At 61.7% G+C, this 24,650-nt stretch carries 25 protein-coding genes; 18 read left to right on the top strand and 7 right to left on the bottom strand.

Annotation, left to right across the window (positions count from 1 at the left end; translation table 11 throughout):
- The first annotated feature begins 132 nt into the window (after positions 1–132).
- The 7 genes from metG to IMX18_RS03065 all read left to right on the top strand — a co-directional run bounded on the left by metG (position 133) and on the right by IMX18_RS03065 (position 5,897).
- Positions 133–2,172 carry a methionine--tRNA ligase gene (gene metG / locus IMX18_RS03095; protein ID WP_015271555.1) on the top strand — a complete coding sequence of 680 codons (2,040 nt, stop codon included), beginning with the start codon at positions 133–135 and terminating at the stop codon, positions 2,170–2,172.
- Between the two features lie 165 nt (positions 2,173–2,337).
- A complete protein-coding gene (locus IMX18_RS03090) occupies positions 2,338–2,886 on the top strand; it encodes an Rnf-Nqr domain containing protein (RefSeq protein ID WP_015271556.1) in 549 nt (182 codons plus the stop codon).
- The gene (locus IMX18_RS03085) at positions 2,883–3,857 is read left to right on the top strand and encodes an RnfABCDGE type electron transport complex subunit D (protein ID WP_013973950.1); all 975 of its coding nucleotides are present in this window, start codon (positions 2,883–2,885) and stop codon (positions 3,855–3,857) included. Before IMX18_RS03090 ends, IMX18_RS03085 begins: the two co-directional genes overlap by 4 nt.
- Positions 3,854–4,456: an RnfABCDGE type electron transport complex subunit G gene (locus IMX18_RS03080; protein ID WP_015271557.1), complete on the top strand. Its 603-nt coding sequence runs from the start codon at positions 3,854–3,856 to the stop codon at positions 4,454–4,456. Before IMX18_RS03085 ends, IMX18_RS03080 begins: the two co-directional genes overlap by 4 nt.
- Positions 4,449–4,973 carry an Rnf-Nqr domain containing protein gene (locus IMX18_RS03075; protein WP_015271558.1) on the top strand — a complete coding sequence of 175 codons (525 nt, stop codon included), beginning with the start codon at positions 4,449–4,451 and terminating at the stop codon, positions 4,971–4,973. The genes IMX18_RS03080 and IMX18_RS03075 overlap by 8 nt, the downstream gene beginning before the upstream one ends.
- A gap of 4 nt (positions 4,974–4,977) precedes the next feature.
- Entirely contained in the window at positions 4,978–5,616 is a 639-nt protein-coding gene (gene nth, locus IMX18_RS03070; protein ID WP_013973953.1) for an endonuclease III, read from the top strand.
- Positions 5,617–5,720: 104 nt separating this feature from the next.
- Positions 5,721–5,897: a PA3496 family putative envelope integrity protein gene (locus IMX18_RS03065; protein WP_003258006.1), complete on the top strand. Its 177-nt coding sequence runs from the start codon at positions 5,721–5,723 to the stop codon at positions 5,895–5,897.
- A gap of 43 nt (positions 5,898–5,940) precedes the next feature.
- Here IMX18_RS03065 and IMX18_RS03060 read toward each other — a convergent pair whose 3' ends face one another.
- Complete coding sequence (locus IMX18_RS03060) at positions 5,941–6,561, bottom strand: response regulator transcription factor (protein ID WP_015271559.1); 621 nt, start codon at positions 6,559–6,561, stop codon at positions 5,941–5,943.
- A gap of 362 nt (positions 6,562–6,923) precedes the next feature.
- Here IMX18_RS03060 and IMX18_RS03055 point away from each other — a divergent pair, with 362 nt between their 5' ends.
- Complete coding sequence (locus tag IMX18_RS03055; protein ID WP_015271560.1) at positions 6,924–7,406, top strand: hypothetical protein; 483 nt, start codon at positions 6,924–6,926, stop codon at positions 7,404–7,406.
- Between the two features lie 58 nt (positions 7,407–7,464).
- Here IMX18_RS03055 and IMX18_RS03050 read toward each other — a convergent pair whose 3' ends face one another.
- Entirely contained in the window at positions 7,465–8,682 is a 1,218-nt protein-coding gene (locus IMX18_RS03050; RefSeq protein ID WP_013973956.1) for an argininosuccinate synthase, read from the bottom strand.
- 156 nt (positions 8,683–8,838) lie between these two features.
- A complete protein-coding gene (locus tag IMX18_RS03045) occupies positions 8,839–9,756 on the bottom strand; it encodes a flagellar protein MotY (RefSeq protein WP_015271561.1) in 918 nt (305 codons plus the stop codon).
- A 130-nt stretch (positions 9,757–9,886) separates the two neighbouring features.
- Between IMX18_RS03045 and pyrC the strand changes: the two genes are divergently transcribed.
- Together pyrC and rnt are read left to right on the top strand one after the other, a co-directional pair.
- A complete protein-coding gene (gene pyrC, locus IMX18_RS03040) occupies positions 9,887–10,933 on the top strand; it encodes a dihydroorotase (protein ID WP_015271562.1) in 1,047 nt (348 codons plus the stop codon).
- 59 nt (positions 10,934–10,992) lie between these two features.
- Positions 10,993–11,604 (top strand): ribonuclease T, encoded by a 612-nt coding sequence (gene rnt, locus IMX18_RS03035; RefSeq protein ID WP_230388460.1) that lies wholly within the window; start codon positions 10,993–10,995, stop codon positions 11,602–11,604.
- 159 nt (positions 11,605–11,763) lie between these two features.
- Here the strand turns inward: rnt and IMX18_RS03030 are convergent, their stop codons facing one another.
- Positions 11,764–12,366 (bottom strand): peroxiredoxin, encoded by a 603-nt coding sequence (locus tag IMX18_RS03030; protein ID WP_003254945.1) that lies wholly within the window; start codon positions 12,364–12,366, stop codon positions 11,764–11,766.
- 224 nt (positions 12,367–12,590) lie between these two features.
- Here IMX18_RS03030 and IMX18_RS03025 point away from each other — a divergent pair, with 224 nt between their 5' ends.
- The gene (locus IMX18_RS03025) at positions 12,591–12,809 is read left to right on the top strand and encodes a bacterioferritin-associated ferredoxin (RefSeq protein ID WP_003254947.1); all 219 of its coding nucleotides are present in this window, start codon (positions 12,591–12,593) and stop codon (positions 12,807–12,809) included.
- Between the two features lie 201 nt (positions 12,810–13,010).
- Positions 13,011–13,484, top strand: a complete 474-nt coding sequence (bfr, locus tag IMX18_RS03020) for a bacterioferritin (protein ID WP_003258014.1) — start codon at positions 13,011–13,013, stop codon at positions 13,482–13,484.
- Positions 13,485–13,541: 57 nt separating this feature from the next.
- On the opposite strand, the gene grxD is transcribed toward bfr, so the two are convergent.
- Together grxD and IMX18_RS03010 are read right to left on the bottom strand one after the other, a co-directional pair.
- The gene (grxD, locus tag IMX18_RS03015) at positions 13,542–13,877 is read right to left on the bottom strand and encodes a Grx4 family monothiol glutaredoxin (RefSeq protein ID WP_003254949.1); all 336 of its coding nucleotides are present in this window, start codon (positions 13,875–13,877) and stop codon (positions 13,542–13,544) included.
- A 91-nt stretch (positions 13,878–13,968) separates the two neighbouring features.
- Complete coding sequence (locus tag IMX18_RS03010) at positions 13,969–16,077, bottom strand: molybdopterin oxidoreductase family protein (RefSeq protein WP_015271564.1); 2,109 nt, start codon at positions 16,075–16,077, stop codon at positions 13,969–13,971.
- Positions 16,078–16,474: 397 nt separating this feature from the next.
- Between IMX18_RS03010 and argF the strand changes: the two genes are divergently transcribed.
- Together argF and IMX18_RS03000 are read left to right on the top strand one after the other, a co-directional pair.
- Entirely contained in the window at positions 16,475–17,395 is a 921-nt protein-coding gene (gene argF, locus IMX18_RS03005; RefSeq protein WP_015271565.1) for an ornithine carbamoyltransferase, read from the top strand.
- Positions 17,392–18,501 (top strand): ABC transporter ATP-binding protein, encoded by a 1,110-nt coding sequence (locus IMX18_RS03000; RefSeq protein WP_015271566.1) that lies wholly within the window; start codon positions 17,392–17,394, stop codon positions 18,499–18,501. Before argF ends, IMX18_RS03000 begins: the two co-directional genes overlap by 4 nt.
- A 121-nt stretch (positions 18,502–18,622) precedes the next feature.
- Here IMX18_RS03000 and ybaK read toward each other — a convergent pair whose 3' ends face one another.
- The gene (gene ybaK / locus IMX18_RS02995) at positions 18,623–19,093 is read right to left on the bottom strand and encodes a Cys-tRNA(Pro) deacylase (RefSeq protein ID WP_015271567.1); all 471 of its coding nucleotides are present in this window, start codon (positions 19,091–19,093) and stop codon (positions 18,623–18,625) included.
- A gap of 302 nt (positions 19,094–19,395) precedes the next feature.
- On the opposite strand from ybaK, the gene IMX18_RS02990 reads away from it, so the two are divergent.
- The 4 genes from IMX18_RS02990 to glpD all read left to right on the top strand — a co-directional run bounded on the left by IMX18_RS02990 (position 19,396) and on the right by glpD (position 24,615).
- Entirely contained in the window at positions 19,396–20,247 is an 852-nt protein-coding gene (locus tag IMX18_RS02990; protein WP_015271568.1) for an MIP/aquaporin family protein, read from the top strand.
- A 51-nt stretch (positions 20,248–20,298) separates the two neighbouring features.
- The gene (gene glpK, locus IMX18_RS02985; protein WP_015271569.1) at positions 20,299–21,798 is read left to right on the top strand and encodes a glycerol kinase GlpK; all 1,500 of its coding nucleotides are present in this window, start codon (positions 20,299–20,301) and stop codon (positions 21,796–21,798) included.
- A 276-nt stretch (positions 21,799–22,074) separates the two neighbouring features.
- The gene (gene glpR, locus IMX18_RS02980) at positions 22,075–22,830 is read left to right on the top strand and encodes a DNA-binding transcriptional repressor GlpR (protein WP_015271570.1); all 756 of its coding nucleotides are present in this window, start codon (positions 22,075–22,077) and stop codon (positions 22,828–22,830) included.
- Positions 22,831–23,082: 252 nt separating this feature from the next.
- Positions 23,083–24,615, top strand: a complete 1,533-nt coding sequence (gene glpD, locus IMX18_RS02975) for a glycerol-3-phosphate dehydrogenase (protein ID WP_100412734.1) — start codon at positions 23,083–23,085, stop codon at positions 24,613–24,615.
- Positions 24,616–24,650: the final 35 nt, after the last annotated feature.

Below are 24,650 nucleotides of genomic sequence, written 5' to 3'. Positions count from 1 at the left end.
TAAAACAGACGCCTATCCTAACCCGTCAATCGTCAGCAGATGCGCATGCGGGGTGAAATATCTTCGCCAGCCCTTTATAGTGGCCGATCAACCTCATTTTTACCCCGTCGCCAGATAAGTAGCCGAGCCACCATGTCCGAGCCACGTCAGATTCTCGTCACCAGCGCCTTGCCCTATGCCAACGGATCGATCCACCTTGGCCATATGCTCGAGTACATCCAGACAGACATGTGGGTCCGCTTCCAGAAGCTGCGCGGCAACCAGTGCATCTACGTCTGCGCCGACGACGCCCACGGTTCGGCCATCATGCTGCGCGCCGAGAAAGAAGGCATCACCCCGGAACAGCTGATCGCCAACGTCCAGGCCGAACACAGCAGCGACTTCGCCGACTTCCTGGTGGACTTCGACAACTTCCACTCTACCCACAGCGAAGAAAACCGCGAACTGTCGGGCCTGATCTACGCGCGCCTGCGAGACGCCGGGCACATCGCCACCCGTTCGGTAACCCAGTATTTCGACCCGGAAAAGGGCATGTTCCTCGCCGACCGCTTCATCAAGGGCACCTGCCCCAAGTGCGCGGCCGAAGACCAGTACGGCGACAACTGCGAGAAATGCGGCGCCACCTACGCGCCCACCGAGCTGAAGAACCCCAAGTCGGCCATCTCTGGTGCCACCCCGGTATTGCGTGATTCCCAGCACTTCTTCTTCAAGCTGCCGGACTTCCAGGCCATGCTGCAGCAGTGGACCCGTAGCGGCACGCTGCAGGACGCGGTAGCCAACAAGCTGGCCGAATGGCTGGACTCGGGCCTGCAGGAGTGGGACATCTCGCGCGACGCGCCGTACTTCGGCTTCGAGATCCCAGGCGAGCCAGGCAAGTACTTCTACGTGTGGCTGGATGCACCGATCGGCTACATGGCCAGCTTCAAGAACCTTTGTGCACGCCGCCCGGAGCTGGACTTCGACGCGTTCTGGAACGAAGGCTCCAAGGCCGAGCTGTACCACTTCATCGGCAAGGACATCGTCAACTTCCACGCCCTGTTCTGGCCAGCCATGCTCGAAGGCGCGGGCTTCCGCAAGCCGAGCGCGGTCAACGTGCACGGCTACCTGACCGTGAACGGCGCCAAGATGTCCAAGTCGCGCGGTACCTTCATCAAGGCCCGCACCTACCTCGACCACCTGCAGCCGGAATACCTGCGCTACTACTACGCCGCCAAGCTGGGCCGTGGCGTCGATGACCTGGACCTGAACCTGGAAGACTTCGTACAGAAGGTCAACTCCGACCTGGTTGGCAAGGTGGTCAACATCGCCAGCCGCTGCGCCGGTTTCATCCACAAGGGCAATGAAGGCGTGATGGTGGCTGGCGATGCTGCACCGGAGCTGACCGAAGCCTTCCTGGCGGCCGCCCCGTCGATCGCCGACGCCTATGAAGGCCGCGACTTCGGCCGTGCCATGCGCGAAATCATGGCGCTGGCCGATCGCGCCAACGCCTGGATCGCTGACAAGGCCCCATGGTCGCTGGCCAAACAGGAAGGCAAGCAGGATGAAGTTCAGGCCATCTGCGCCCAAGGCATCAACTTGTTCCGTCAGCTGGTGATCTTCCTCAAGCCGGTGCTGCCGGTACTGGCTGCCGATGCCGAGGCCTTCCTCAACGTGGCACCACTGACCTGGAACGACCACCTGTCGCGCCTGGAAAACCACCAATTGAACCCGTTCAAGGCGCTGATGAGCCGCATCGAACCGGCCAAGGTCGAAGCCATGGTCGCCGCCAGCAAGGAAGACCTGCTGGCCGCCGAAGCCAAGGCCCCGGCCGGCAATGGCGAGCTGGCCAAGGACCCGCTGTCGGCGGAAATCGAGTTCGACACCTTCGCTGCCGTCGATCTGCGCGTGGCACTGATCGTCAAGGCCGAGGCCGTACCGGGCGCGGACAAGCTGCTGCAACTGACCCTGGACATCGGTGACGAGCGCCGCAACGTGTTTTCCGGCATCAAGTCGGCGTACCCCGACCCGTCCCAGCTGGAAGGCCGGCTGACCATGATGGTGGCCAACCTCAAACCACGGAAGATGCGCTTTGGGGTGTCCGAAGGGATGGTCATGGCGGCCGGGCCTGGCGGTGAAGAGATCTACCTGCTGAGCCCGGACAGCGGTGCCAAGCCAGGCCAGCGCATCAAGTAACAAAACCTGCTGGACCTTGTGGGAGCGGGCGTGCCCGCGAAACTGACTACGCGGTGCATGGCACTGGCGTTGCCGGTGCTCGCGGGCACGCCCGCTCTCACAATGACTCCGGCACCTTGATGCCAAACCCGGACAATCGCCCCGATTCCCGGCTATCGTCATCTCATGAGCGACTACATCCTGGTACTGATCAGCGCTGCGCTGGTCAATCACCTGTGCCTGCAACAACAGCCATTCCCAAGGCTGCACCTCCACGTGCACGGCCTCGCCTGCGCACTGTGCATTGCCTTGGGCGTGATCGGCGCACAACTACTGGTGCGCGGTGTGCTTGCCCCACTGCAAGCCCAGGACCTTGCCCTGTTCCTGTTGTTGCCCTGGCTGGCCGTGCTTGCCTGGGGCGTACCATGGCTACTGACAAGATGGCGCCCGAGCTGGCCGGTGACGCAACTGCCCGCGCTGCTGTTGAGCAACGCGGTAGTACTGGGCTTGACCCTGCAACAGGCAAGCGACGAAAGCACATGGCTCGCTACCTTGCTGCAAGGCCTGCTGGCCGGCGGCGGCTTCTGGCTGGCGTTGGTGCTGTTCGCCGACCTGCGCCAGCGCAGCGCTCATGCCGACGTCCCCGGGGCAATGCGCGGCCTGCCCATCGAACTGCTTGGGGCCGGAGTAATGGCCATGGCGTTTTCCGGCTTCAACGGGCTGTTTGCCCAATGACCGCCAAGCCCGACCCGCGGCTACGCACCAGCATGGGCCTGGTGTTGCTTGCCTGCGTACCTGGCCTGCTGGCGCTGTTCTGGCTTCATGGCTGGAGTTTGCTACTGAACCTGTTGCTGTGCGCCAGCACCGCGCTGCTGTGCGAGGCGCTGTTGCTTACCTTGCGAGCACAACCGCTGCGCACGGCGCTGAACGACGGCAGCGCGCTGGTGACCGCCGTGCTGCTGGCCGCCGCCCTGCCCACCTTGGCACCCTGGTGGTTGCCGGTGGTCGCTACCAGCGTTGCCATCGGCATCGGCAAGCAGGCCTTTGGCGGGGTTGGGCGCAACCTGTTCAACCCGGCCATGGTCGGCTACGCCTTCGTGCTGCTGAGCTTCCCGTTGCAGATGAACCATTGGCCGGGGCCGGCACCAGGCCTGCTCGACAGCCTGCAGCTGGTGTTCGCCGGCGGCGAGCAGATCGATGCCTGGGCCAGGCCGACGCTGCTCGACGGCCTTCGCCACAACCACAGCCTGACCATCGATGAACTGTTCGCCGGTCACCCGGGTTTCGGCAGCATCGGTGGACGGGGCAGCGAATGGGTCAACCTGGCGTTCCTGCTGGGCGGCCTGTTCCTGCTGCAACGCAAGGTTATCAGTTGGCATGCGCCGGCCGGTCTGCTGGCTGGGTTGTTCCTGTTCAGCCTGCTGGGCTGGAATGGCTCGGGCTCGGACTCCAACGGCTCTCCCCTGGTGCACCTGTTCTCCGGCTCGACAATGATGGCGGCGTTCTTCATTGCCACCGAACCGGTGTCCGGGCCCCGGCAGGAGTGGGCGAAGCTGGGTTTCGGCCTGGGGGCGGGCCTGCTGATCTATCTGATCCGCACCTGGGGTAGCTACCCGGACGGTACAGCGTTCGCCGTCCTGCTCATGAACCTCATGGCGCCGAGCCTCGAACGCCTGGCTCTGCAGCGCCAGCAGGTTGCCCGATGAAGCGCCTGGTACGTGATGTGGGTTTGTTGCTCCTGACCGGAGCACTGGCGCTGTCGACCACTTTGGCCTGGCGGCACTGGACCAGCGCAGCCATCGCCGACGCCGAGAAGCAACTGAATAGCCGCCAGCGGCTGGCGGTGTTGCCAGAAGGCAGTTACGACAACCAACCTTTGGACAGCCCGTTGCCCAGGCCCGCCGCACAGCGGCCAAACAGCCGCATCCTGGCAGCTTACCGGGCAACGCTGGCGGGTAAACCGGCCGCCGTCATACTGGTCACAAAGGCCCAGGGCTATGCCGGGCCTATCGTGCTGAGCGTGGCCATCGCAGCGGACGGCCGACTGATCGGCAGCCAGGTGGTCGAGCACCAGGAAAGCCCTGGGCTGGGTGCACGCCTGGGTGATGCGCAGCTGAACTGGCTGGGGCAATTTGCCAACCGTCAGCTGGGCGACCACTGGGCGCTGAAGCGCGACCAGGGCGACTTTGACCAGTTGGCCGGCGCAACCGTGACCTCACGTGCAGTGATCGTCGCGCTACAGGAAGCGCTGAGCTACTTCGATGAGCAGCGCAGCGTATTGCTGGAGGGCGCCACGCATGAATAGGCTCTACCTGCTCGGCGCAAGCCTGGTGCCTCTGCTGGGCGCCACCCGAACACTGAGCGAAGGCGCCACCATAGGCGTGTGCGCAGTGCTGCTGAGCAGCCTTCACCAGCTATCAATGGCACCCCTGCGCCGACGGTCCGCCACCTGGACCTATGTACTGGCCAGCCTGCTGGTTCTGGCGGCCCTGGCCAGTTGCTTGCAACTGGCACTGCGTGCCTGGCTGCTGCCACTGGCACTCGCCCTCGGCCACTATCCCGCACTGCTGTGCCTGCAATGCCTGGCCATTGACTACCTGCTGCCCGATCAAGGGCGCTGGCGCCTGCTCGCCGGCCACCTTTGCGCGTTGTTTGCCACATGCCTGCTGCTTGGTGCCAGCCGCCAATGGCTGGCCGACGGTATCGGCCTGCACCTGGCCAGCCTGGCCCCGGGCGCCTTGCTACTGCTCGGACTGCTGTTGGCCTTGTACAATCGTCTGCGTCCGGGCCCTGCCCAATCACGTCATCAAGGAAAGCTCTGATTTCATGAATGCCGCCAAACGCCTGGAGATCTTTCGCAGGCTGCACGAAGACAACCCCGACCCGAAGACCGAACTGGCGTACACCACCCCGTTCGAGTTGCTGGTCGCCGTGACACTGTCTGCGCAATCCACCGATGTCGGCGTCAACAAGGCTACCGCACGCCTGTTCCCGGTCGCCAACACCCCCGAGGCCATCTATGCGCTGGGCGTCGAAGGCCTGAGTGAGTACATCAAGACCATTGGCTTGTACAACAGCAAGGCGAAAAACGTTATCGAAGCCTGCCGGCTGCTGATCGAACGCCATGACAGCCAGGTCCCGCAGACACGCGAAGCCCTGGAGGCGCTACCCGGCGTTGGCCGCAAGACCGCCAACGTAGTGCTCAACACAGCGTTCCGCCAGCCGACCATGGCCGTGGATACCCATATCTTCCGGGTCAGCAACCGTACGGGCATTGCGCCAGGCAAGACGGTGCTGGAAGTGGAGAAAAAGCTGATCAAGTTCGTGCCAAAGGATTACCTGCTCGACGCCCACCACTGGCTGATCCTGCACGGGCGCTATGTGTGCCAGGCACGCAAGCCACGCTGCGGCAGTTGCCGGATTGAAGACTTGTGCGAGTACAAGCACAAGACCTCCGACGATTGAGTCGATAGCTCGAAACCACCCACTGCGATTGAAAAAATCTTTTTTACCAGCGTCTGCTTTCTGGTTATAAGGACGGCCAATGGCCCCTTGGCTTGGAGCGACTCATGAGTAGCGATAAAGACGACCTGTCGATCGAAGATGATTTTGTTGCCGCAGATGACGAAGCGGAACCCCAGGTGGAAACCGCAAAGACCAACCTGAGCAAGCGCCGCACCATCGACAATATGCTGGAGGAAAGGCGCCTGCAGAAGCAGTTGGCCGACTTCGACTACGATCTGTAACCTTGGCAAAGCCTCCTGGCTGGAGGCTTTACGGCCTTGGTGATCAGCTTAACCCTTGCCGTTGCGCCAGCTCGATCAAGTCGACCAGCGACCGTGCATTGAGCTTGAGCAACAGGCGCGACTTGTAGGTACTGACCGTCTTGTTGCTGAGGAACATGCTGTCGGCAATTTCCTTGTTGGAACGCCCTCGCGCCAGCTGCTGCAACACGGTCATCTCCCTTGCCGAGAGGCGGTTGACCATATCCGTCTCGCTCCCCCCCCTTCCACGTGATACGTGCAGGGCCTGGTTGGGGAAGTAGCTGTAGCCCGACAGTACGGCCTTGATGGCGCTCAGCAGTTCGGTGAGTTCCTGCTGCTTGCACACATACCCCGCCGCCCCCGCCTGCATGCAGCGCATCGAGAAGTTGCCGGGGGCCTGCGATGTCAGCACCAGCACCTTGCTGCCCGGGCTGAAGGCCGTCATGCGGGTGATTACTTCCAGGCCATCCAGCTTGGGGATGCCGATATCGAGCACCACGATATCCGGCAGGTGTTGCCGTGTCAGTTGCAGCGCAGCCACTCCGTTGTCGGTTTCCGCCACGACGTCATACCCATGCCGCTCCATCAGCATGCGTACGGCCAGGCGTATGACCGGATGATCATCCACGATAAGCACTTTATTCATGCGATATCCATTCATTGCTTTTGCTTTGGCCCGCCAAGATAACCTACAGAGCGCCTGCTGGCGCGGTGATTTACCGGCGAAATATATGAACAGATGGAACCTACAACACTTACAGAAATTTCCTACACTCAACTGATGTACTTGTAACAATCAAATTCCCTGTTACCGAATGAACGGTATCACCGGCCTGTAAAAGTGCACCAGTTGAAAACCGGCCGATACCTCGGGAAATGTTCAATTCAAATACCTGAACAGGCAACATCACCAGGATTTCGAGCGATTATTCTCACGGGAAACAATCCAGTCTTTAGTTGAGCAGCGCGGTAAGGCAAAGATATGCAAAATCGCTGGAGACGACCCATATGCACCAAGTACAACCTGTCGCCCCGCTGACGATCATTGCCATCTTCGCAGGGATTATCGAAGCCTCCGCCCTTGCCACATTGCCGTTTCTCAGCGAGTCCAGTCAAAAGCTCTATACTTGGTTTCTGGTGGGCTTCCCATTCTTCCTGACGGCACTGTTCTTCCTCACGCTCAACTTCAATTACAAGTCGTTCTACGACCCGTCGCCAAACAGGACGACAAACGACAACACATCGACACCGAGTGATGTGTCCAAGCATGCAATGCCCGGTAGTACCGGCGAAGCGCTGCAGGGCGAGCCTGTCACGTTCATGTTTTCCGGCCCCGATGCCTATCGCATGATGGAGCAGCAATTGCTGTCCGCCCTCGCCCAACCGCCTCAGCAATCTCGCACCTGGCGCTTTTGCAACCTGGACAGACGCCAGTGCGCGCAACTATCGATCAGCGCGCTTGATGAACAGGTGGCGAACGACGGCCATTGATTCCACGGACAAAAAAAACCCCGGCCTGAGCCGGGGTTCTTGCCGCACATGACGGTAATCAGAGCAGCGAGCGGCCCTTGTTGGCAGCAATGCGCATACGCAGGGCGTTGAGCTTGATGAAGCCAGCTGCATCCGCCTGGTTGTAGGCGCCGCCATCTTCCTCGAAGGTAGCGATGTTGGCGTCGAACAGCGAGTCGTCCGACTTGCGGCCGACAACGGTGACGTTGCCCTTGTACAGCTTCAGGCGTACCACGCCGTTCACGTTGACCTGCGAAGCGTCGATCATCTGTTGCAGCATCAGACGCTCCGGGCTCCACCAGTAGCCGGTGTAGATCAGGCTGGCGTACTTCGGCATCAGCTCATCCTTCAGGTGAGCGACTTCGCGGTCCAGGGTGATCGACTCGATGGCACGGTGGGCCTTGAGCATGATGGTGCCACCAGGGGTCTCGTAGCAACCGCGCGACTTCATGCCGACGTAACGGTTCTCGACGATATCCAGACGGCCGATGCCATTGGCACCACCGATACGGTTCAGGTCGGCCAGGACGGTGGCCGGAGTCTTCTCGACACCGTCGATGGCAACGATGTCACCGTTGCGGTAGGTCAGCTCGATGTAGGTAGCCTGATCCGGGGCGTTCTCAGGCGAGACACTCCAGCGCCACATGTCTTCTTCGTGCTCGGTCCAGGTATCTTCCAGGACACCGCCTTCGTAGGAGATGTGCAGCAGGTTGGCGTCCATCGAGTACGGCGACTTCTTCTTGCCGTGGCGCTCGATCGGGATGCCGTGCTTCTCGGCGTAGTCCATCAGCTTCTCGCGGGACAGCAGGTCCCACTCACGCCATGGGGCGATTACCTTGACGCCTGGCTTCAGCGCGTAGGCACCCAGTTCGAAACGCACCTGGTCGTTGCCTTTGCCGGTGGCGCCGTGGGAAATGGCGTCGGCGCCGGTTTCGTTGGCAATTTCGATCAGGCGCTTGGCGATCAGCGGACGGGCGATGGAAGTACCCAGCAGGTACTCGCCCTCGTAGACGGTGTTGGCGCGGAACATCGGGAACACGAAATCACGCACGAATTCTTCGCGCAGGTCGTCGATGTAGATCTCTTTAACGCCCATTGCCTGGGCCTTGGCACGAGCCGGCTCGACCTCTTCGCCCTGCCCCAGGTCAGCGGTGAAGGTCACCACTTCGCAGTTGTAGGTATCCTGCAGCCACTTGAGAATCACCGAAGTATCAAGGCCGCCGGAATACGCCAGTACGACCTTTTTTACGTCCGCCATGCCATCACTCCACGGGGTTGTACGGAAAGGGATCGATTCTAACGACGTTACGGATAAATTTACAGTGGGGCGACAGCTTCTGACGACAAAGCGACAAGAAGTTTCGGAAGGGCGACTTACCGTCGGAAATTATGAAATGCCGTGTGGGAGCAGCCTTCAGGACTTGGCAGGTGTTGGCTCAGGGGCCTTTTCGACAGGCTTCTCAACCGGCTTCTCGATTACCGCAACCCGATCCAGTTCGATATTCACCCGACGATTACGCGCCCGGTTGGCAGCATTGGTGTTCTTCGCCAATGGATAACGCTCGCCATGGAAACGCACGGTAATCTGCTCTTCCGGAACGCCATGGGCCTTGAGGTAGTCGGCTACCGCCAGTGCCCGGCGGCGCGACATGTCGCGATTGGTCAGGCGATTGCCACTGTTGTCGGAGTGGCCGTTGAGCTCTACATGGTTAACTGTCGGGTCAGCCTTGATGTAGTCGAGGATCACGTCCAGCCGTGCCTTGGCCGCGCCATCCAGCTCGAAGCCTCCCCCGGGGAAGCCCACCTGGGTCTGACGCACCTGATCGTAGTTCATCGGCAGCAGCTTGCCGGCACAGGCCTGATAGTCGTTGTAGGCCTTGGCGAAGCTGACCGGCAGCACACGCACTTCCATCGGCCTGCCCGCCTCGCCGGCATAATTGCGTACCACCGTGCTGCGCCCATCGAGCAGGCCGTTGATCAGGCGACTGGCCTGGCCCTGGGAAGAACTGAACAACACCCCGGTACGGGCCATGCGCACGCTGCCCAGATTGATGTCGCTGCGCCCAGGCTGCCACGGCGCAGCAGCTGCCAGCAATGTGGCCGTGCCCGCCCCCAGTACGTTGCTGTCCGAGCGCAACTGGAACACCGGTTGCTCGCCCGCGCGGCGCACGAACTCGCCACTGCCGAAACCGTCGATCGGCTGGATCAGCCGGCATTCGAACTGGTCACCCTCGACCTTCCAGGCAATGTTTTCCATGCGCGTCTGGAAGGTCAGCGCACCGGCCGGCAGGCTGGCGAACAGGGTCAACAGGGCTAGGTAACGCTGGCGCACGGGCGGCTCCACAAATTCTGACGGCTTACCTGCAGGCTATCGGACGCCTGGCGGAAAACTTGATAGCCGTGCTCCACCCAGGGTTTTCCGGTAGCATTGGGGCTTGAGTTCGACCCGCCTGGAATCCCCAATGTCCGATCGCCTGACCCTCCTGCGTCCCGACGACTGGCACATCCATCTGCGCGATGGTGCCGTCCTGCCCCACACCGTTGGCGATGTGGCGCGTACTTTCGCCCGTGCCATCATCATGCCCAACCTGGTTCCGCCGGTACGCAATGCCGTAGAGGCCGGCGCCTACCGTGAGCGCATCCTGGCCGCCCGCCCGGCTGGCAGCCGCTTCGAGCCGCTGATGGTGTTGTACCTCACCGACCGCACCAGCCCCGAGGACATCCGCGCGGCCAAGGCCAGCGGTTTCGTGTATGCCGCCAAGCTGTACCCTGCTGGCGCCACCACCAATTCAGACTCGGGCGTGACCAGCATCGACAACATCTTCCCGGCCATCGAGGCGCTGGCGGAAGTTGGCATGCCGCTACTGGTGCATGGCGAAGTGACCCGTAGCGAGATCGACGTGTTCGACCGCGAGAAGCGCTTCATCGACGAGCATATGCGCCGTGTGGTCGAGCGCTTCCCGACACTGAAGGTGGTGTTCGAGCACATCACCACCAGCGATGCCGCGCAGTTCGTCACCGAGGCCCCGGCCAACGTCGGCGCGACCATCACCGCGCAGCACCTGCTGTACAACCGCAACCACATGCTGGTTGGCGGCATTCGCCCGCACTTCTACTGCCTGCCGATCCTCAAGCGCAACACCCATCAGGTGGCGTTGCTGGATGCGGCCACCAGCGGCAACCCGAAGTTCTTCCTGGGTACCGACTCGGCCCCACACGCCCGACACGCCAAGGAAGCCGCCTGCGGTTGCGCCGGTTGCTACACCGCCTACGCAGCCATCGAGATGTACGCCGAAGCGTTCGAGCAGCGTAACGCGCTGGACAAGCTGGAAGGCTTTGCCAGCCTGCACGGCCCGGCGTTCTACGGCCTGCCGGCAAACACCGACACCATTACCCTGGTCCGCGAAGAATGGACCGCCCCGGATAGCCTGCCGTTTGGCGAGCAGACCGTAGTCCCGCTGCGCGCCGGCGAAAAACTGCGCTGGCGCCTGCTGGAGGAAAACGCGTGAGCGAAGACCTCTACGAAGACGACCTCGACACCCAAGGCAGCAGCGGCTCGCGCCATCCGATGGCCGAGCGTTTCCGCGGCTATCTGCCGGTAGTGGTAGACGTTGAAACCGGCGGCTTCAACAGCGCTACCGATGCCCTGCTGGAAATTGCCGCAGTCACCATCGGCATGGACGAAAAGGGCTTCCTGTTCCCCGAGCACACCTACTTCCACCGCGTGGAGCCATTCGAGGGCGCCAACATCGAGGCGGCCGCGCTGGAATTCACCGGGATCAAGCTGGACCACCCGCTGCGTATGGCAGTCAGCGAAGAAAGTGCGCTGACCGACATCTTCCGTGGCGTACGCAAGGCGCTCAAGGCCAATGGTTGCAAGCGGGCGATCCTGGTCGGCCACAACAGCAGCTTTGACCTGGGCTTCCTCAATGCGGCGGTGACGCGCAATGACCTGAAGCGCAACCCGTTCCACCCGTTCTCCAGCTTCGACACCGCTACCCTGGCGGGCCTGGCTTATGGCCAGACCGTACTGGCGCGGGCCTGCCAGAGCGCCGACATCGACTTCGACGGACGTGAGGCGCACTCGGCGCGCTATGACACCGAGAAGACGGCCGAGCTGTTCTGCGGCATCGTCAACCGCTGGAAAGAGATGGGCGGCTGGCGCGATTTCAACGATTGATCTGCAAAAGCGTTCGCGCGCATTCCCGCTCCCACCGGTACTGCAGTGGCCTCAGCCATTGTGCTATTCCTGTGGGAGCGGGCAAGCCCGCGAAAAGGCCGGCACAGGACGGCACAAAAAAACCGGCCACAAGGGCCGGTTTTTTCATGCACGCGGCAATTACAGCTTGCCAGCGTTCTCGCTCAGGTAGGCAGCAACGCCTTCCGGCGAAGCGTTCATGCCTTTGTCGCCTTTTTTCCAGTTGGCAGGGCAGACTTCGCCGTGCTCTTCGTGGAACTGCAGGGCGTCGACCAGGCGCAGCAGCTCGTCCATGTTGCGGCCCAGTGGCAGGTCGTTGACGATCTGCGAACGAACAACACCGTTGGTGTCGATCAGGAAGGCGCCACGGAAGGCTACGCCGCCTTCGGACTCGACGTCGTAGGCCTTGCAGATTTCGTGGGTCATGTCGGCAGCCAGGGTGTACTTGACCTGGCCGATACCACCGTTGTTGACCGGGGTGTTACGCCAGGCGTTGTGGGTGAAGTGCGAGTCGATCGACACGCCGATCACTTCCACGTTGCGCGCCTGGAAGTCAGGGATGCGGTTGTCCAGGGCGATCAGCTCGGACGGGCAGACGAAGGTGAAGTCCAGCGGGTAGAAGAACACCAGGCCGTACTTGCCCTTGATGGCCGAAGCCAGGTTGAAGCTGTCGACGATCTCGCCGTTGCCCAGCACGGCCGGAACGGTGAAATCGGGGGCTTTCTTACCAACGAGTACGCTCATTGTAATCTCCTGATGAGGGTGAAAAACCGTTTGCCGGGCCAGACGGGCTTGCCCGACATCCAACAAAGGCCGTCCATCATACACGGCTTCTGGTGACAGGCCGACTCCAACGACGAAGCAACCGCCGGTCGCTCAAGCACGGCCCTTTCAGAAACCCCTTTGACAAGCATTCTCATTAACATTAAGCTCCACTCCATCGAGCCCACCAACGATGGTCAGCCTTTATGTATGTGTGTCTTTGTGTCGGCGTTACCGACGGACAGATCCGCGATGCGATCTATGAAGGATGCTGCAGCTACAAGGAAGTGCGAGCCGCCACAAACGTCGCCAGCCAGTGCGGCAAATGTGCCTGCGTTGCCAAGCAGGTGGTCCGCGAGACCCTGACCGAGCTTCAGGTCAGCCAGGCAGCCCTGCCCTACCCCGTGGAATTTACCGCAGCCTGATAACAAAGAATTCGAAGAACCGGACCTTGCGTCCGGTTTTTTTATGCCCGCAATTCAATAAGTTAGCGCTCCAACGCGGTTCACAAACATTCTTATTTCCATTAATTTTCACTTATTATTCAAGAACTTAGGTTTGACACACCTAAGTATCGGGCTCAAACTTCACTGTATTGGCACACTTCTACAGGGCAGGAACCCGACATGAAAGGCGACGTAAGCGTCATCCAGCATCTCAACAAGATCCTCGGAAACGAGCTGGTCGCGATCAACCAGTACTTCCTGCACGCACGCATGTACGAAGATTGGGGCCTGAACAAACTCGGCAAGCACGAGTACAAGGAATCCATCGACGAGATGAAGCACGCTGACAAACTGATCAAGCGTATTCTCTTCCTCGAAGGCATCCCCAACGTCCAGGACCTGGGCAAGCTGCTGATTGGCGAGCACACCAAAGAGATGCTCGAATGCGACCTGAAGATCGAACAGAAAGGCCTGGTCGACCTGAAAGCGGCCATCGCCCATTGCGAAACCGCTGGCGACTTTGGCTCGCGTGACATGCTCGAAGATATCCTCGAGTCCGAGGAAGAGCACATCGACTGGCTGGAAACCCAGCTGGGGCTGATCGACAAGATTGGTATCGAGAACTACCTGCAGTCGCAGATGGGCGAAGAATAAATATTCGCCCCATGAAAAAACCCGCGATCAGCGGGTTTTTTCATGCTTGCCGGAAATTCAGGCCTCGGAAGCCTTGGCCTTGGCAGCCGCTTCCTTGATCAGGGTCTGCAGCTCACCCTTCTCGAACATTTCCAGCATGATGTCGCTGCCGCCGACCAGTTCACCGGCTACCCACAGCTGCGGGAAGGTCGGCCAGTTGGCGTATTTTGGCAGGTTCGCACGGATTTCCGGGTTCTGCAGGATGTCGACGTAGGCGAACTTCTCGCCACAACCCATCACGGCCTGCGATGCACGCGCAGAGAAGCCACACTGCGGGGCATTCGGCGAGCCTTTCATGTAAAGCAGAATGGTGTTGTTGGCAATCTGCTCTTTGATCGTTTCGATGATATCCATGTAGCACCTCGGCTGAACTTTCCGACGCGGTCGTCGGCACGGTGACGCATTGTAACGGAAAGCCGAGCAGCATGCTCGGCCTTACCATTCCTTACGCGGCCTCTACCTGCACGGGTACGCCATTGAGGGCGGCGTTGCCGGAAACCTGATCACGCAGGCGCTCATCGGTGAGGTCGTTGGCACTCACCCCAGGTTGCGCCTTGGCGATCTGCATGTGCACGCCTTGACGAGAGTGACCGAAGCCATGGGGCAGGCTGACTACACCGGGCATCATGTCCTCGCAGGCCTGAACCTCGACTTCAAGATCCCCGGTACGCGAGCGGATACGAACTCGCTGGCCGTCCTGCAACTGACGATGCTGCAGGTCCTGCGGATGCATCAACAACTGATGGCGCGGTTTGCCTTTCACCAGTCGATGAAAGTTGTGCATCCATGAATTGTTGCTGCGAACATGGCGACGGCCGATCAGCAGCAGTTCGCCCGGCACCGGAGGGGCCTGTTGCGCCAGTCGCCCCAAGTCATCCAGCAGCACCTGGGGCGCCGCTTCGACGGCCTTGCTGGCAGTCGTCAGGCGCGCAGCGAGGTTGGCGCGCAATGGCCCCAGGTCGAGGCCATGCGGGTGCTCGTCCAGCGCTGCCAGCGAAAGCTGCCAGGGTGTCGTTTCACCATAACGCCCCTTGCGCAGGGCCAGGTCGATCATCTGCGCTGGCGCCCAGGTCGGTTTCAACTCCAGCTCGGCGCGTTTGGCGAACGCTTGTGCCAGCCCGACAAAAATCTCCCAGTCATGCAATGCCCCTTCGGGCTTGGCCAGGATCGCCCGGTTGAAGCGGGTCACGTTGCGCACGGCCAGCAAGTTGAATGTGCTGTCGTAATGGTCGTTTTCCAGCGCCGAGGTGGAGGGCAGGATCAGGTCGGCATGGCGGGTGGTTTCGTTGATGTACAGGTCAATGCTGAGCATGAACTCCAACCCCTCCAGCGCCACATCCAGCTGGCGGCCATTGGGCGTTGAGAGCACGGGGTTGCCAGCCACCGTCACCAGCGCACGCACCTGCCCTTCGCCTGGCGTCAGCATTTCCTCGGCCAAGGCCGCCACGGGCAGTTCGCCGCCGTACTCGGGCAAGCCCGACACCCGGCTCTGCCAGGCGTTGAAATGGCCACCCGAGGTGGTCGCTACCAGGTCGACGGCAGGCTCGGTGCACAACGCGCCGCCTTCACGGTCAAGGTTGCCGGTTACCAGGTTGATCAGTTGCACCAGCCAGTGGCAAAGGGTGCCGTAGGCTTGGGTCGAAACCCCCATGCGGCCGTAGCACACCGCCCTGTCGGCCGCGGCAAAGTCCCTTGCCAGCTGGCGAATGTCTGTCGCGGCAATGCCACAGTGCGCGCTCATGGCCTCCGCGCTGAACGGCGCGATCGCTTCGCGCACCTGCTGCAAGCCGATGACCGGCAAGTGCGAGCCGCGCGCCAGGCCTTCAGTGAACAGGGTGTTGAGCAAGCCACACAACAAGGCCGCATCCCCTCCAGGGCGAATGAACAGGTGACTGTCGGCCATCGCCGCCGTTTCGCTGCGCCGCGGGTCCACCACCACCAGTCGCCCACCCCGGGCCTGCAGGGCTTTCAGGCGTTTTTCCACGTCCGGCACGGTCATGATGCTGCCGTTGGAGGCCAGCGGGTTGCCGCCGAGGATCAACATGAAACCGGTCTGGTCGATGTCCGGGATCGGCAGCAGCAGGCCATGGCCGTACATCAGGTGGCTGACCAGGTGCTGCGGCAACTGGTCCACCGAGGTGGCAGAGAAGCGGTTGCGGGTTTTCAGCAGGCCCAGGAAGTAGTTGCTGTGGGTCATCAGGCCGTAGTTGTGCACGCTCGGGTTGCCTTGGTACACCGCCACGGCATTGCGCCCATGGACCTGCTGGATCGCCCACAGCCTGTCGGCGGCCAGGGCAAAGGCCTCGTCCCAGCCGATGGCCTGCCAGTGCTCGCCCACCCGCTTGTGCGGTTGGCGCAGGCGGTCGGGGTCGTTCTGGATGTCCTGCAGGGCCACGGCCTTTGGGCAGACATGGCCGCGGCTGAACGGGTCCTGGGGGTCGCCCTTGATCGAACTGATCAGCGCCCGCCCATCGTCGTCATGGCTGACTTCAATGTTCAGCCCACAGATCGCTTCGCACAGGTGACAGGCACGGTGATGCAGGGTCTTGGTCATGGCCGCCTCTGCCTTGTTGTTGTGGAGGATGTGTAGAAGGTTGTCGAACATCGACTATGCGCCCAGCCCCCGCCACCGGCCAGCGCACTTCGCGGTGTGAATCCGCCGACATCAGGCACACGATTTGCGACAGCCATTTGCCAAATTGCTGGCAAGCCGTGTACAAACCTCTGTAGCAAATAAAAAACAGCACTGCCCGTCGGGTAAAGACACCCTTTGCAACACCCTTTGGTACTGGGCAGCTGTTTCCCCTCTTGGCTTCAGGCGACATTTACTTATAGTATTGCGCCTTTCCCTATTTCGTCCGCCCCCGTGCGGCTTACGCCGCAGGTCACTCCCGTTGTCAAAAAAAACCATACGGTCGACCTGCATACCGTTGCAGATAAGGTAGTCAATCATGAGCGCTAGGCACTTTCTCTCCCTGCTGGACTTCACCACCGACGAATTGCTCGGTGTGATCCGCCGCGGCATCGAGCTGAAGGACCTGCGCAAGCGAGGCGTGCTGTTCGAGCCCCTGAAGAACCGCGTGCTGGGCATGATCTTCGAAAAGTCCTCGACCCGTACCCGCGTGTCATTCGAGGCAGGCATGATCCAGCTCGGCGGCCAGGCCATCTTCCTGTCCCCGCGCGACACCCAGCTGGGCCGTGGCGAGCCGATAAGCGATAGCGCCATCGTGCTGTCGAGCATGCTCGACGTGGTGATGATCCGTACCCACGCCCACAGCACCCTGACCGAATTCGCCGCCAACTCGCGTGTGCCGGTGATCAACGCGCTGTCCGACGAGTCGCACCCGTGCCAGCTGCTGGCCGACATGCAGACCTTCCTCGAACATCGCGGCTCGATCCAGGGCAAGACCGTCGCCTGGATCGGCGATGGCTTCAACATGTGCAACTCGTACATCGAGGCAGCCAGGCAGTTCGACTTCCAGCTGCGCATTGCCTGCCCGGAAGGCTACGAGCCGGACCCACGCTTCATGGCCATTGGTGGTGACCACGTGCAGATCGTACGTGACCCGAAGGAAGCCGTGCGCGGCGCCCATCTGGTGACCACGGATGTCTGGACTTCCATGGGCCAGGAGGAGGAAACTGCACGGCGCCTGGCGCATTTCGCGCCTTACCAGGTCACCCGCGAACTGCTCGACCTGGCGGCACCCGACGCCCTGTTCATGCACTGCCTGCCAGCCCACCGTGGTGAGGAAATCAGCCATGACCTGCTCGACGACCCACGTTCGGTCGCCTGGGACCAGGCTGAAAACCGCCTGCATGCACAGAAGGCCCTTCTCGAATTCCTTGTAGAACCGGCTTACCACCACGCATGAGTCAACCCCTACTGCTCAACCTGCGCAACCTCGCCTGCGGCTATGGCGACCAGCGCATCGTTCAGAACCTCAATCTGCACCTGAACGCAGGCGACATCGGTTGCCTGCTGGGTTCATCCGGTTGCGGCAAGACCACTACCCTGCGCGCCATCGCCGGTTTCGAACCGATACACGATGGCGAGATCCAGTTGGCTGGCGAAGTCATTTCCCGGGCCGGTTTCACACTGGCCCCGGAAAAACGCCGCATCGGCATGGTGTTCCAGGATTACGCGCTGTTCCCGCACCTGACCGTGGCGCAGAACGTTGCCTTCGGCATCGCAAAGCACCCCCGCCAGGCCGAGGTCATCGAAGAGATGCTCGAGCTGGTCAAGCTGGGCGGTCTGGGCGGGCGCTACCCGCATGAACTGTCCGGCGGCCAGCAGCAACGGGTCGCCCTGGCCCGTGCACTGGCACCGGAGCCGCAACTGCTGCTGCTCGACGAACCATTTTCCAACCTCGACGTAGAGCTGCGCCGGCGCCTGAGCCATGAGGTTCGCGACATTCTCAAGAGCCGCGGCACCAGCGCCATCCTGGTGACCCATGACCAGGAAGAAGCCTTTGCCGTCAGCGACCAGGTTGGCGTGTTCAAGGAAGGCCGCCTGGAGCAGTGGGACACGCCCTACAACCTTTACCACGAGCCGCAGACGCCGTTCGTGGCCAGCTTCATTGGCCAGGGGTATTTCATCCGTGGGCAGATGATCAGCCACGAGGCGGTCAATACCGAGCTGGGTGAATTACGCGGCAACCGTGCCTACATCATGGCGCCGGGCAGCTCGGTGGATGTGCTGCTGCGCCCTGACGATATCGTCCACGCACCGGGCAGTGCGCTGCAGGCGAACATCGTCGGCAAGAGCTTCCTTGGGGCATCGACCCTGTACCGCCTGCAATTGCCGACCGGCAGCCAGCTCGAGGCGATCTTCCCTAGCCATGACGACCGTCAGGTCGGTGAGGATGTGGGGATTGCGGTCAAGGCCGATCACCTGGTGCTGTTCCCGGTGCCGGGCAGCGTGGCGGCGCAGTTGCCGCGGCAGGACAACGGCGTTCGCCGGTACAGCTCGGCGACCTGATTCGAAATTTTGGGGCCGCTCTGCGGCCCATCGCGACACAAGGCCGCTCCTACAAGGGTACGTATTCCCCCTGTAGGAGCGGCCTTGTGCCGCGAAGGGCTGCAAAGCAGCCCCAGAAATCTCAGCCCCGACCAATCCCGGCAAACTTGCCCTGGGTGTACTCAGCCAGCACCACCGCCGCCAACTCCACCTCCAGCCCACGCCGCCCGGCGCTGACATGGATGGTTGCAAAGTTCTGCGCCGAATCATCGATGAAGGTGCGCAGGCGCTTCTTCTGCCCCAGCGGGCTGATCCCGCCCACCAGGTACCCCGTGGCTCGCTGCGCCGACGCCGGGTCGGCCATCTCGCACTTTTTCACCCCGGCAGCCTGGGCCAGGGCCTTGAGGTCGAGCGTACCCACCACAGGTACCACCGCCACCAGCAATTCACCCTTCTCACTGCTCGCCAGCAAGGTCTTGAACACCTGCTGCGGGTCGAGACCGAGCTTTTCCGCCGCCTCCAGGCCATATGACGCCGACTTGGGGTCATGTTCGTAACTGTGCACACGATGCTCGGCACGGTGTTTCTTCAACAGGTCTAGGGCGGGGGTCATGCGGGGGCTCCGGTCGGGACAGCTCGGCGGCTACTTTAGGACAATTCCCACACCGCAGCCAGCGCACCGCAATTGCGCGGCTCTAGTACGCGGATCCGCACCTGAAATCAGCATCCAGATCGTGACCGACCGTTCACTTTCGACCTTTGACATCAGCGTTTCTTGTCTATATTTTTTCGTTTCTGAATAAAATGGTGCACTTTTAAGGTGCATTTCCAACATCTGCCCGGGTCAACGGGGATAGACTCCGGGCTTTGCTGTCGAGCGCCACGCGCCTCACAACAAAAAAAACGAGGTCATACATGACGACTGCTCTACGCCAACCCACGCTTTCCAGCCAATGCCTGGCCGAGTTCCTGGGCACTGCACTGCTCATCTTTTTCGGTACCGGCTGCGTCGCCGCGCTCAAGGTCGCGGGCGCAAGCTTCGGCCTTTGGGAAATCAGTATAATCTGGGGCGTGGGCGTCAGCATGGCGATCTACCTCACCGCCGGTATTTCCGGCGCGCACCTGAACCCCGCGGTGAGCATCGCCCTCACACTGTTCGCCGGCTTCGACAAGCGCAAGCTGCCCTTCTACATGCTGGCCCAGGTATGCGGCGCGTTCTGTGGCGCAGCGTTGGTCTACACCCTGTACAGCAACCTGTTCTTCGATTTCGAACAGGCCCACGCCATGTTGCGCGGTAGCGAAGCCAGCCTGGAACTGGCCTCGGTCTTCTCCACCTATCCGCACCCATCGCTGTCCACCGGCCAGGCGTTTCTGGTCGAGGTGATCATCACCGCCATCCTGATGGCCGTGATCATGGCCCTGACCGACGACAACAACGGCCTGCCGCGCGGCGCCATGGCCCCGCTGCTGATCGGCCTGCTGATCGCCGTGATCGGCAGCGCCATGGGCCCGTTGACCGGCTTTGCCATGAACCCGGCCCGCGATTTCGGGCCAAAACTCATGACCTTCCTGGCCGGTTGGGGCGAAATCGCCTTCACTGGCGGTCGGGACATGCCTTATTTCCTGGTTCCGGTGTTCGCACCGATCCTTGGCGCCTGCCTGGGTGCCGCGACCTATCGCGGCCTGATCGCACGCAACCTGCCAATGGCAGCCGCCGTGAACCCTGAGACAAATGACAATCGCCAGGGCGATACTCAAGTCAACTGACGCCGGCATCACGCCCAGCCCTGACCCCCTATTTTCGCAAGGCCTACGACCATGACAGACACCCAGGATAAGAACTACATCATCGCCCTGGACCAGGGCACCACGAGTTCGCGGGCCATTATTTTCGACCGCGACGCCAATGTGGTGGGGACCTCCCAGCGCGAGTTCGCCCAGCACTACCCGCAGGCGGGCTGGGTCGAGCACGACCCGATGGAAATCTTTGCCACGCAGAGCGCGACCATGGTCGAGGCCTTGGCCCAGGCGGGCATCAGCCACGCCCAGGTCGCCGCACTGGGTATCACCAACCAACGTGAAACCACCGTGGTGTGGGACAAGGAAACCGGCCGCCCGGTGTACAACGCCATCGTCTGGCAGTGCCGCCGCAGCACCGAGATCTGCGCCCAGCTCAAGCGCGACGGCCATGAAGACTACATTCGCGAAACCACTGGCCTGGTCACCGACCCATACTTCTCCGGCACCAAGCTGAAGTGGATCCTCGACAATGTCGAGGGTGCCCGCGAACGCGCCGAGCGCGGCGAGCTGCTGTTCGGCACCATCGATACCTGGCTGATCTGGAAGTTCTCCGGCGGCAAGGTGCATGTCACTGATTACACCAACGCCTCGCGCACGCTGATGTTCAACATCCACAGCCTGCAGTGGGACGACAAGCTCCTGGAAATCCTCGGCATCCCACGGCAGATGCTGCCCGAGGTACGCCCTTCCTCCGAGGTCTACGGCCATACCAAGAGCGGTATCGCCATTGCCGGTATCGCCGGTGATCAGCAATCGGCACTGTTCGGCCAGATGTGCGTGGAACCGGGCCAGGCCAAGAACACCTATGGCACCGGCTGCTTCCTGCTGATGAACACCGGTGACCAGGCGGTGAAGTCGTCCCATGGCCTGCTAACCACCATCGCCTGCGGCCCGCGTGGTGAAGTGGCCTATGCGCTGGAGGGTGCAGTGTTCAATGGTGGTTCCACCGTGCAGTGGCTGCGTGACGAACTGAAGATCGTCAACGACGCACTGGATACCGAATACTTCGCCAGCAAGGTCAAGGACAGCAACGGCGTATACCTGGTGCCTGCCTTCACCGGCCTGGGTGCCCCGTACTGGGACCCGTATGCCCGTGGCGCACTGTTCGGCCTGACCCGTGGCGTGAAGGTGGACCACATCATCCGCGCCGCGCTGGAATCGATCGCCTACCAGACTCGCGACGTGCTTGACGCAATGCAGCAGGATTGCGGCCAGCGCCTGTCCGAGCTGCGCGTGGACGGCGGCGCGGTGGCCAACAACTTCCTCATGCAGTTCCAGGCCGACATCCTCGGCACCTGCGTGGAGCGGCCGAAGATGCGCGAAACCACGGCGCTGGGGGCGGCCTACCTGGCAGGCCTGGCCTGTGGCTTCTGGAGCGGCCTGGACGAACTGCGCGACAAGGCGATCATCGAGCGCGAGTTCAGCCCGCAGCTGGATGAAACGCAGAAAGAGAAGCTGTACGCAGGCTGGAAGAAGGCAGTCGACCGTACCCGTGACTGGGAAGATCACGAGGCCTGATCCTACCTGACAGGCGCTACACCACGTGTAGGAGCGGCCTTATGTCGCGAAAGGGCCGCGAAGCGGCCCCAGCAGCATTTGCTATGACGCGAAAATCCTGGGGCCGCTTCACGGCCCTTTCGCGACACAAGGCCGCTCCTACAAAGAAGCGCCAGCGCAGGCCACAAAATCGATGCAGGGCATTTGTCCCCGCCGCCGCCCCGATAGTCTACTGGTCGTAGTCCGCGTCCTACGGCATCATTGCAGCATTTGTCCGGCAGCCCCAAAGGACCGCCCATGAATCTGCCCCCTCGCCAACAACAAATCCTCGAACTGGTGCGCGAACGCGGTTACGTCAGTATCGAAGAAATGGCGCAGCTGTTCGTCGTCACACCGCAAACCATCCGCCGTGATATCAACCAGCTGGCCGAGCTCAATCTGCTACGCCGCTACCACGGGGGCGCGGCCTACGACTCGAGCATCGAGAACACCGCCTACGCCATGCGCGCCGATCAGATGCGCGACGAAAAGCAACGCATCGCCGAAGCCGTGGCACGGCAGATTCCCGACCATGCCTCGCTGTTCATCAACATCGGCACCACCACCGAATCCATCGCCCGGGCACTGCTCAACCACAACCACCTGAAAGTCATCACCAACAACCTGCACGTGGCCGCGATCCTAGCCGCCAAGGACGATTTCGAAGTGCTGGTGGCAGGTGGCACGGTTCGCCGTGATGGCGGCGTCGTCGGCCAGGCCAGTGTCGACTTCATCAACCAGTTCAAGGTCGACTTCGCCCTGGTGGGCATCAGCGGCATCGACGAAGATGGCAGCCTGCTCGATTTCGATTACCAGGAAGTGCGGGTATCCCAGGCAATCATCGCCAATGCCCGACAAGTGATCCTTGCCGCCGACTCCAGCAAGTTCGGGCGCAACGCCATGGTGCGCATGGGCTCGATCAGCCTGGTCGACTGCCTGGTGACCGACCAGGCGCCAACTCCCACCCTCACCCAGCTGCTGAACCAGTACAAGATCCGGCTTGAGGTGGTTTGAGGGCTGACAGGCGCATGCCGCAAGGTTTGTCGCGCCTGTGAGATCGAGCGTCGCCCGCGCCGCGCTCGATCTCACAGGCGCGATACCTTTCAAACCGATCATCCAAAACTTTCGTAAATGTTCATTTCATTGTCATCTGATCAGTTTTTTCTATGAAGACTGACTGGCGACCAGCTTTCTGTTGCGCTAGTATTTTCGAAAACGAACATCAATGTTCATATTCGATGTGAACAGCCCCAGGAGGCCTTGCCCGTGTCCCAGCCCGTTTCGTCCCAGCCCCAAGTCGCCGACTGCTATGACCTCGCCGTGATCGGCGGCGGCATCAATGGCGTGGGCATCGCTGCCGACGCCGCCGGGCGTGGCCTCAAGGTATTCCTCTGCGAAAAGGACGACCTGGCCCAGCACACCTCGTCGGCCAGCAGCAAACTGATCCACGGCGGCCTGCGCTACCTGGAGCACTACGAGTTCCGCCTGGTGCGTGAAGCGCTGGCCGAGCGCGAAGTGCTGCTGGCCAAAGCCCCGCACATCGTCAAGCCGATGCGCTTCGTGCTGCCGCACCGCCCGCACTTGCGCCCTGCCTGGATGATTCGCGCTGGCCTGTTCCTCTACGATCACCTGGGCAAGCGCAAGCGCCTGGGTGCTTCGCGCAGCCTGCGCTTCGGCCCGGGATACCCGCTCAAGCCTGCGATCAGCCGTGGTTTCGAATACGCCGACTGCGCGGTGGACGATGCCCGCCTGGTAGTGCTGAATGCGATGGCCGCACGGGAAAAAGGTGCCCATATCCATACCCGCACCCGCTGCCTGCGCGCGGAGCGTGTGGATGGCCTATGGCAAGTGGAGTTGCAGCACGCTGACGGCCGCCTGCAGACCATTCGCGCCCGTGCCCTGGTCAATGCCGCCGGGCCGTGGGTGGCCAGCTTCATCAAGGACGACCTCAAGCTCGATGCCCCCTACGGCATCCGCCTGATCCAGGGCAGCCACATCATTGTGCCGCGCATGTACGAAGGCGAACACGCTTACATCCTGCAGAACGAGGACCAGCGTATCGTCTTCTGCATCCCGTACCTGGAGCGTTTCACGCTGATCGGCACCACCGATCGCGAGTACAGCGGCGACCCCGCCAAAGTCGCGATCACCGAGCAGGAAACCGATTATCTGCTCAAAGTGGTCAACGCCCATTTCAACCACCAGATCAGCCGCAGCGACATCGTGCACACCTATTCCGGCGTGCGCCCACTGTGCAACGACGAATCGGACAATCCGTCCGCGGTCACCCGCGACTACACCCTGGCGCTGTCCGCCAGTGAAGGGCAAGCGCCGTTGCTGTCGGTATTCGGTGGCAAGCTGACCACCTACCGCAAACTGGCCGAATCGGCGATGGCCGAGCTCAAGCCGCACTTCCCACAGATGCGCGGCAGCTGGACCGCTGGCGCGCCGCTACCTGGTGGTGAGCAAATGACCACGGTGCAGGCTCTGGTAGATGCGGTGCTGGCGCGCTGTGGCTGGTTGCCGGTCGATATCGCCAGGCGCTGGGTGCTGACCTATGGCAGCCGTGTATGGCAGTTGCTGGAGGGCGTGCAAGGGCCGGAAGACCTGGGCCAGGCAATTGGTGGTGGGTTGTTCGCTCGAGAGGTGGACTACCTCGCCAGCAACGAATGGGCCTGCAGCGCTGAAGACATTCTCTGGCGCCGCACCAAGCTGGGCCTGTTCACCAGCGCGGGCGAACAACAGGTGCTTGCAGACTACCTGCAACAAGAGCAGCAGGCGCGCACCCAGGCAGCGTGACTCCCTGGCCCGCCCACACGCGCCAGGCGCAAGCG

Source organism: Pseudomonas shirazica, from assembly GCF_015168335.1.
Classification (GTDB): Bacteria; Pseudomonadota; Gammaproteobacteria; order Pseudomonadales; family Pseudomonadaceae; genus Aquipseudomonas; species Aquipseudomonas asiatica.
Note: the sequence above shows the minus strand (reverse complement) of the source record. Positions and strands in the feature narration are given on the sequence as shown.

Bases quoted from the DNA above. Each gene is read 5' to 3' on its own strand.
- metG (WP_015271555.1), top strand. From the start codon at position 133: ATGTCCGAGCCACGTCAGATTCTCGTCACCAGCGCCTTGCCCTATGCC.
- IMX18_RS03090 (WP_015271556.1), top strand. From the start codon at position 2,338: ATGAGCGACTACATCCTGGTACTGATCAGCGCTGCGCTGGTCAATCAC.
- IMX18_RS03085 (WP_013973950.1), top strand. From the start codon at position 2,883: ATGACCGCCAAGCCCGACCCGCGGCTACGCACCAGCATGGGCCTGGTG.
- IMX18_RS03080 (WP_015271557.1), top strand. From the start codon at position 3,854: ATGAAGCGCCTGGTACGTGATGTGGGTTTGTTGCTCCTGACCGGAGCA.
- IMX18_RS03075 (WP_015271558.1), top strand. From the start codon at position 4,449: ATGAATAGGCTCTACCTGCTCGGCGCAAGCCTGGTGCCTCTGCTGGGC.
- nth (WP_013973953.1), top strand. From the start codon at position 4,978: ATGAATGCCGCCAAACGCCTGGAGATCTTTCGCAGGCTGCACGAAGAC.
- IMX18_RS03065 (WP_003258006.1), top strand. From the start codon at position 5,721: ATGAGTAGCGATAAAGACGACCTGTCGATCGAAGATGATTTTGTTGCC.
- IMX18_RS03060 (WP_015271559.1), bottom strand. From the start codon at position 6,561: ATGAATAAAGTGCTTATCGTGGATGATCATCCGGTCATACGCCTGGCC.
- IMX18_RS03055 (WP_015271560.1), top strand. From the start codon at position 6,924: ATGCACCAAGTACAACCTGTCGCCCCGCTGACGATCATTGCCATCTTC.
- IMX18_RS03050 (WP_013973956.1), bottom strand. From the start codon at position 8,682: ATGGCGGACGTAAAAAAGGTCGTACTGGCGTATTCCGGCGGCCTTGAT.
- pyrC (WP_015271562.1), top strand. From the start codon at position 9,887: ATGTCCGATCGCCTGACCCTCCTGCGTCCCGACGACTGGCACATCCAT.
- rnt (WP_230388460.1), top strand. From the start codon at position 10,993: ATGGCCGAGCGTTTCCGCGGCTATCTGCCGGTAGTGGTAGACGTTGAA.
- IMX18_RS03030 (WP_003254945.1), bottom strand. From the start codon at position 12,366: ATGAGCGTACTCGTTGGTAAGAAAGCCCCCGATTTCACCGTTCCGGCC.
- IMX18_RS03025 (WP_003254947.1), top strand. From the start codon at position 12,591: ATGTATGTGTGTCTTTGTGTCGGCGTTACCGACGGACAGATCCGCGAT.
- bfr (WP_003258014.1), top strand. From the start codon at position 13,011: ATGAAAGGCGACGTAAGCGTCATCCAGCATCTCAACAAGATCCTCGGA.
- grxD (WP_003254949.1), bottom strand. From the start codon at position 13,877: ATGGATATCATCGAAACGATCAAAGAGCAGATTGCCAACAACACCATT.
- IMX18_RS03010 (WP_015271564.1), bottom strand. From the start codon at position 16,077: ATGACCAAGACCCTGCATCACCGTGCCTGTCACCTGTGCGAAGCGATC.
- argF (WP_015271565.1), top strand. From the start codon at position 16,475: ATGAGCGCTAGGCACTTTCTCTCCCTGCTGGACTTCACCACCGACGAA.
- IMX18_RS03000 (WP_015271566.1), top strand. From the start codon at position 17,392: ATGAGTCAACCCCTACTGCTCAACCTGCGCAACCTCGCCTGCGGCTAT.
- ybaK (WP_015271567.1), bottom strand. From the start codon at position 19,093: ATGACCCCCGCCCTAGACCTGTTGAAGAAACACCGTGCCGAGCATCGT.
- IMX18_RS02990 (WP_015271568.1), top strand. From the start codon at position 19,396: ATGACGACTGCTCTACGCCAACCCACGCTTTCCAGCCAATGCCTGGCC.
- glpK (WP_015271569.1), top strand. From the start codon at position 20,299: ATGACAGACACCCAGGATAAGAACTACATCATCGCCCTGGACCAGGGC.
- glpR (WP_015271570.1), top strand. From the start codon at position 22,075: ATGAATCTGCCCCCTCGCCAACAACAAATCCTCGAACTGGTGCGCGAA.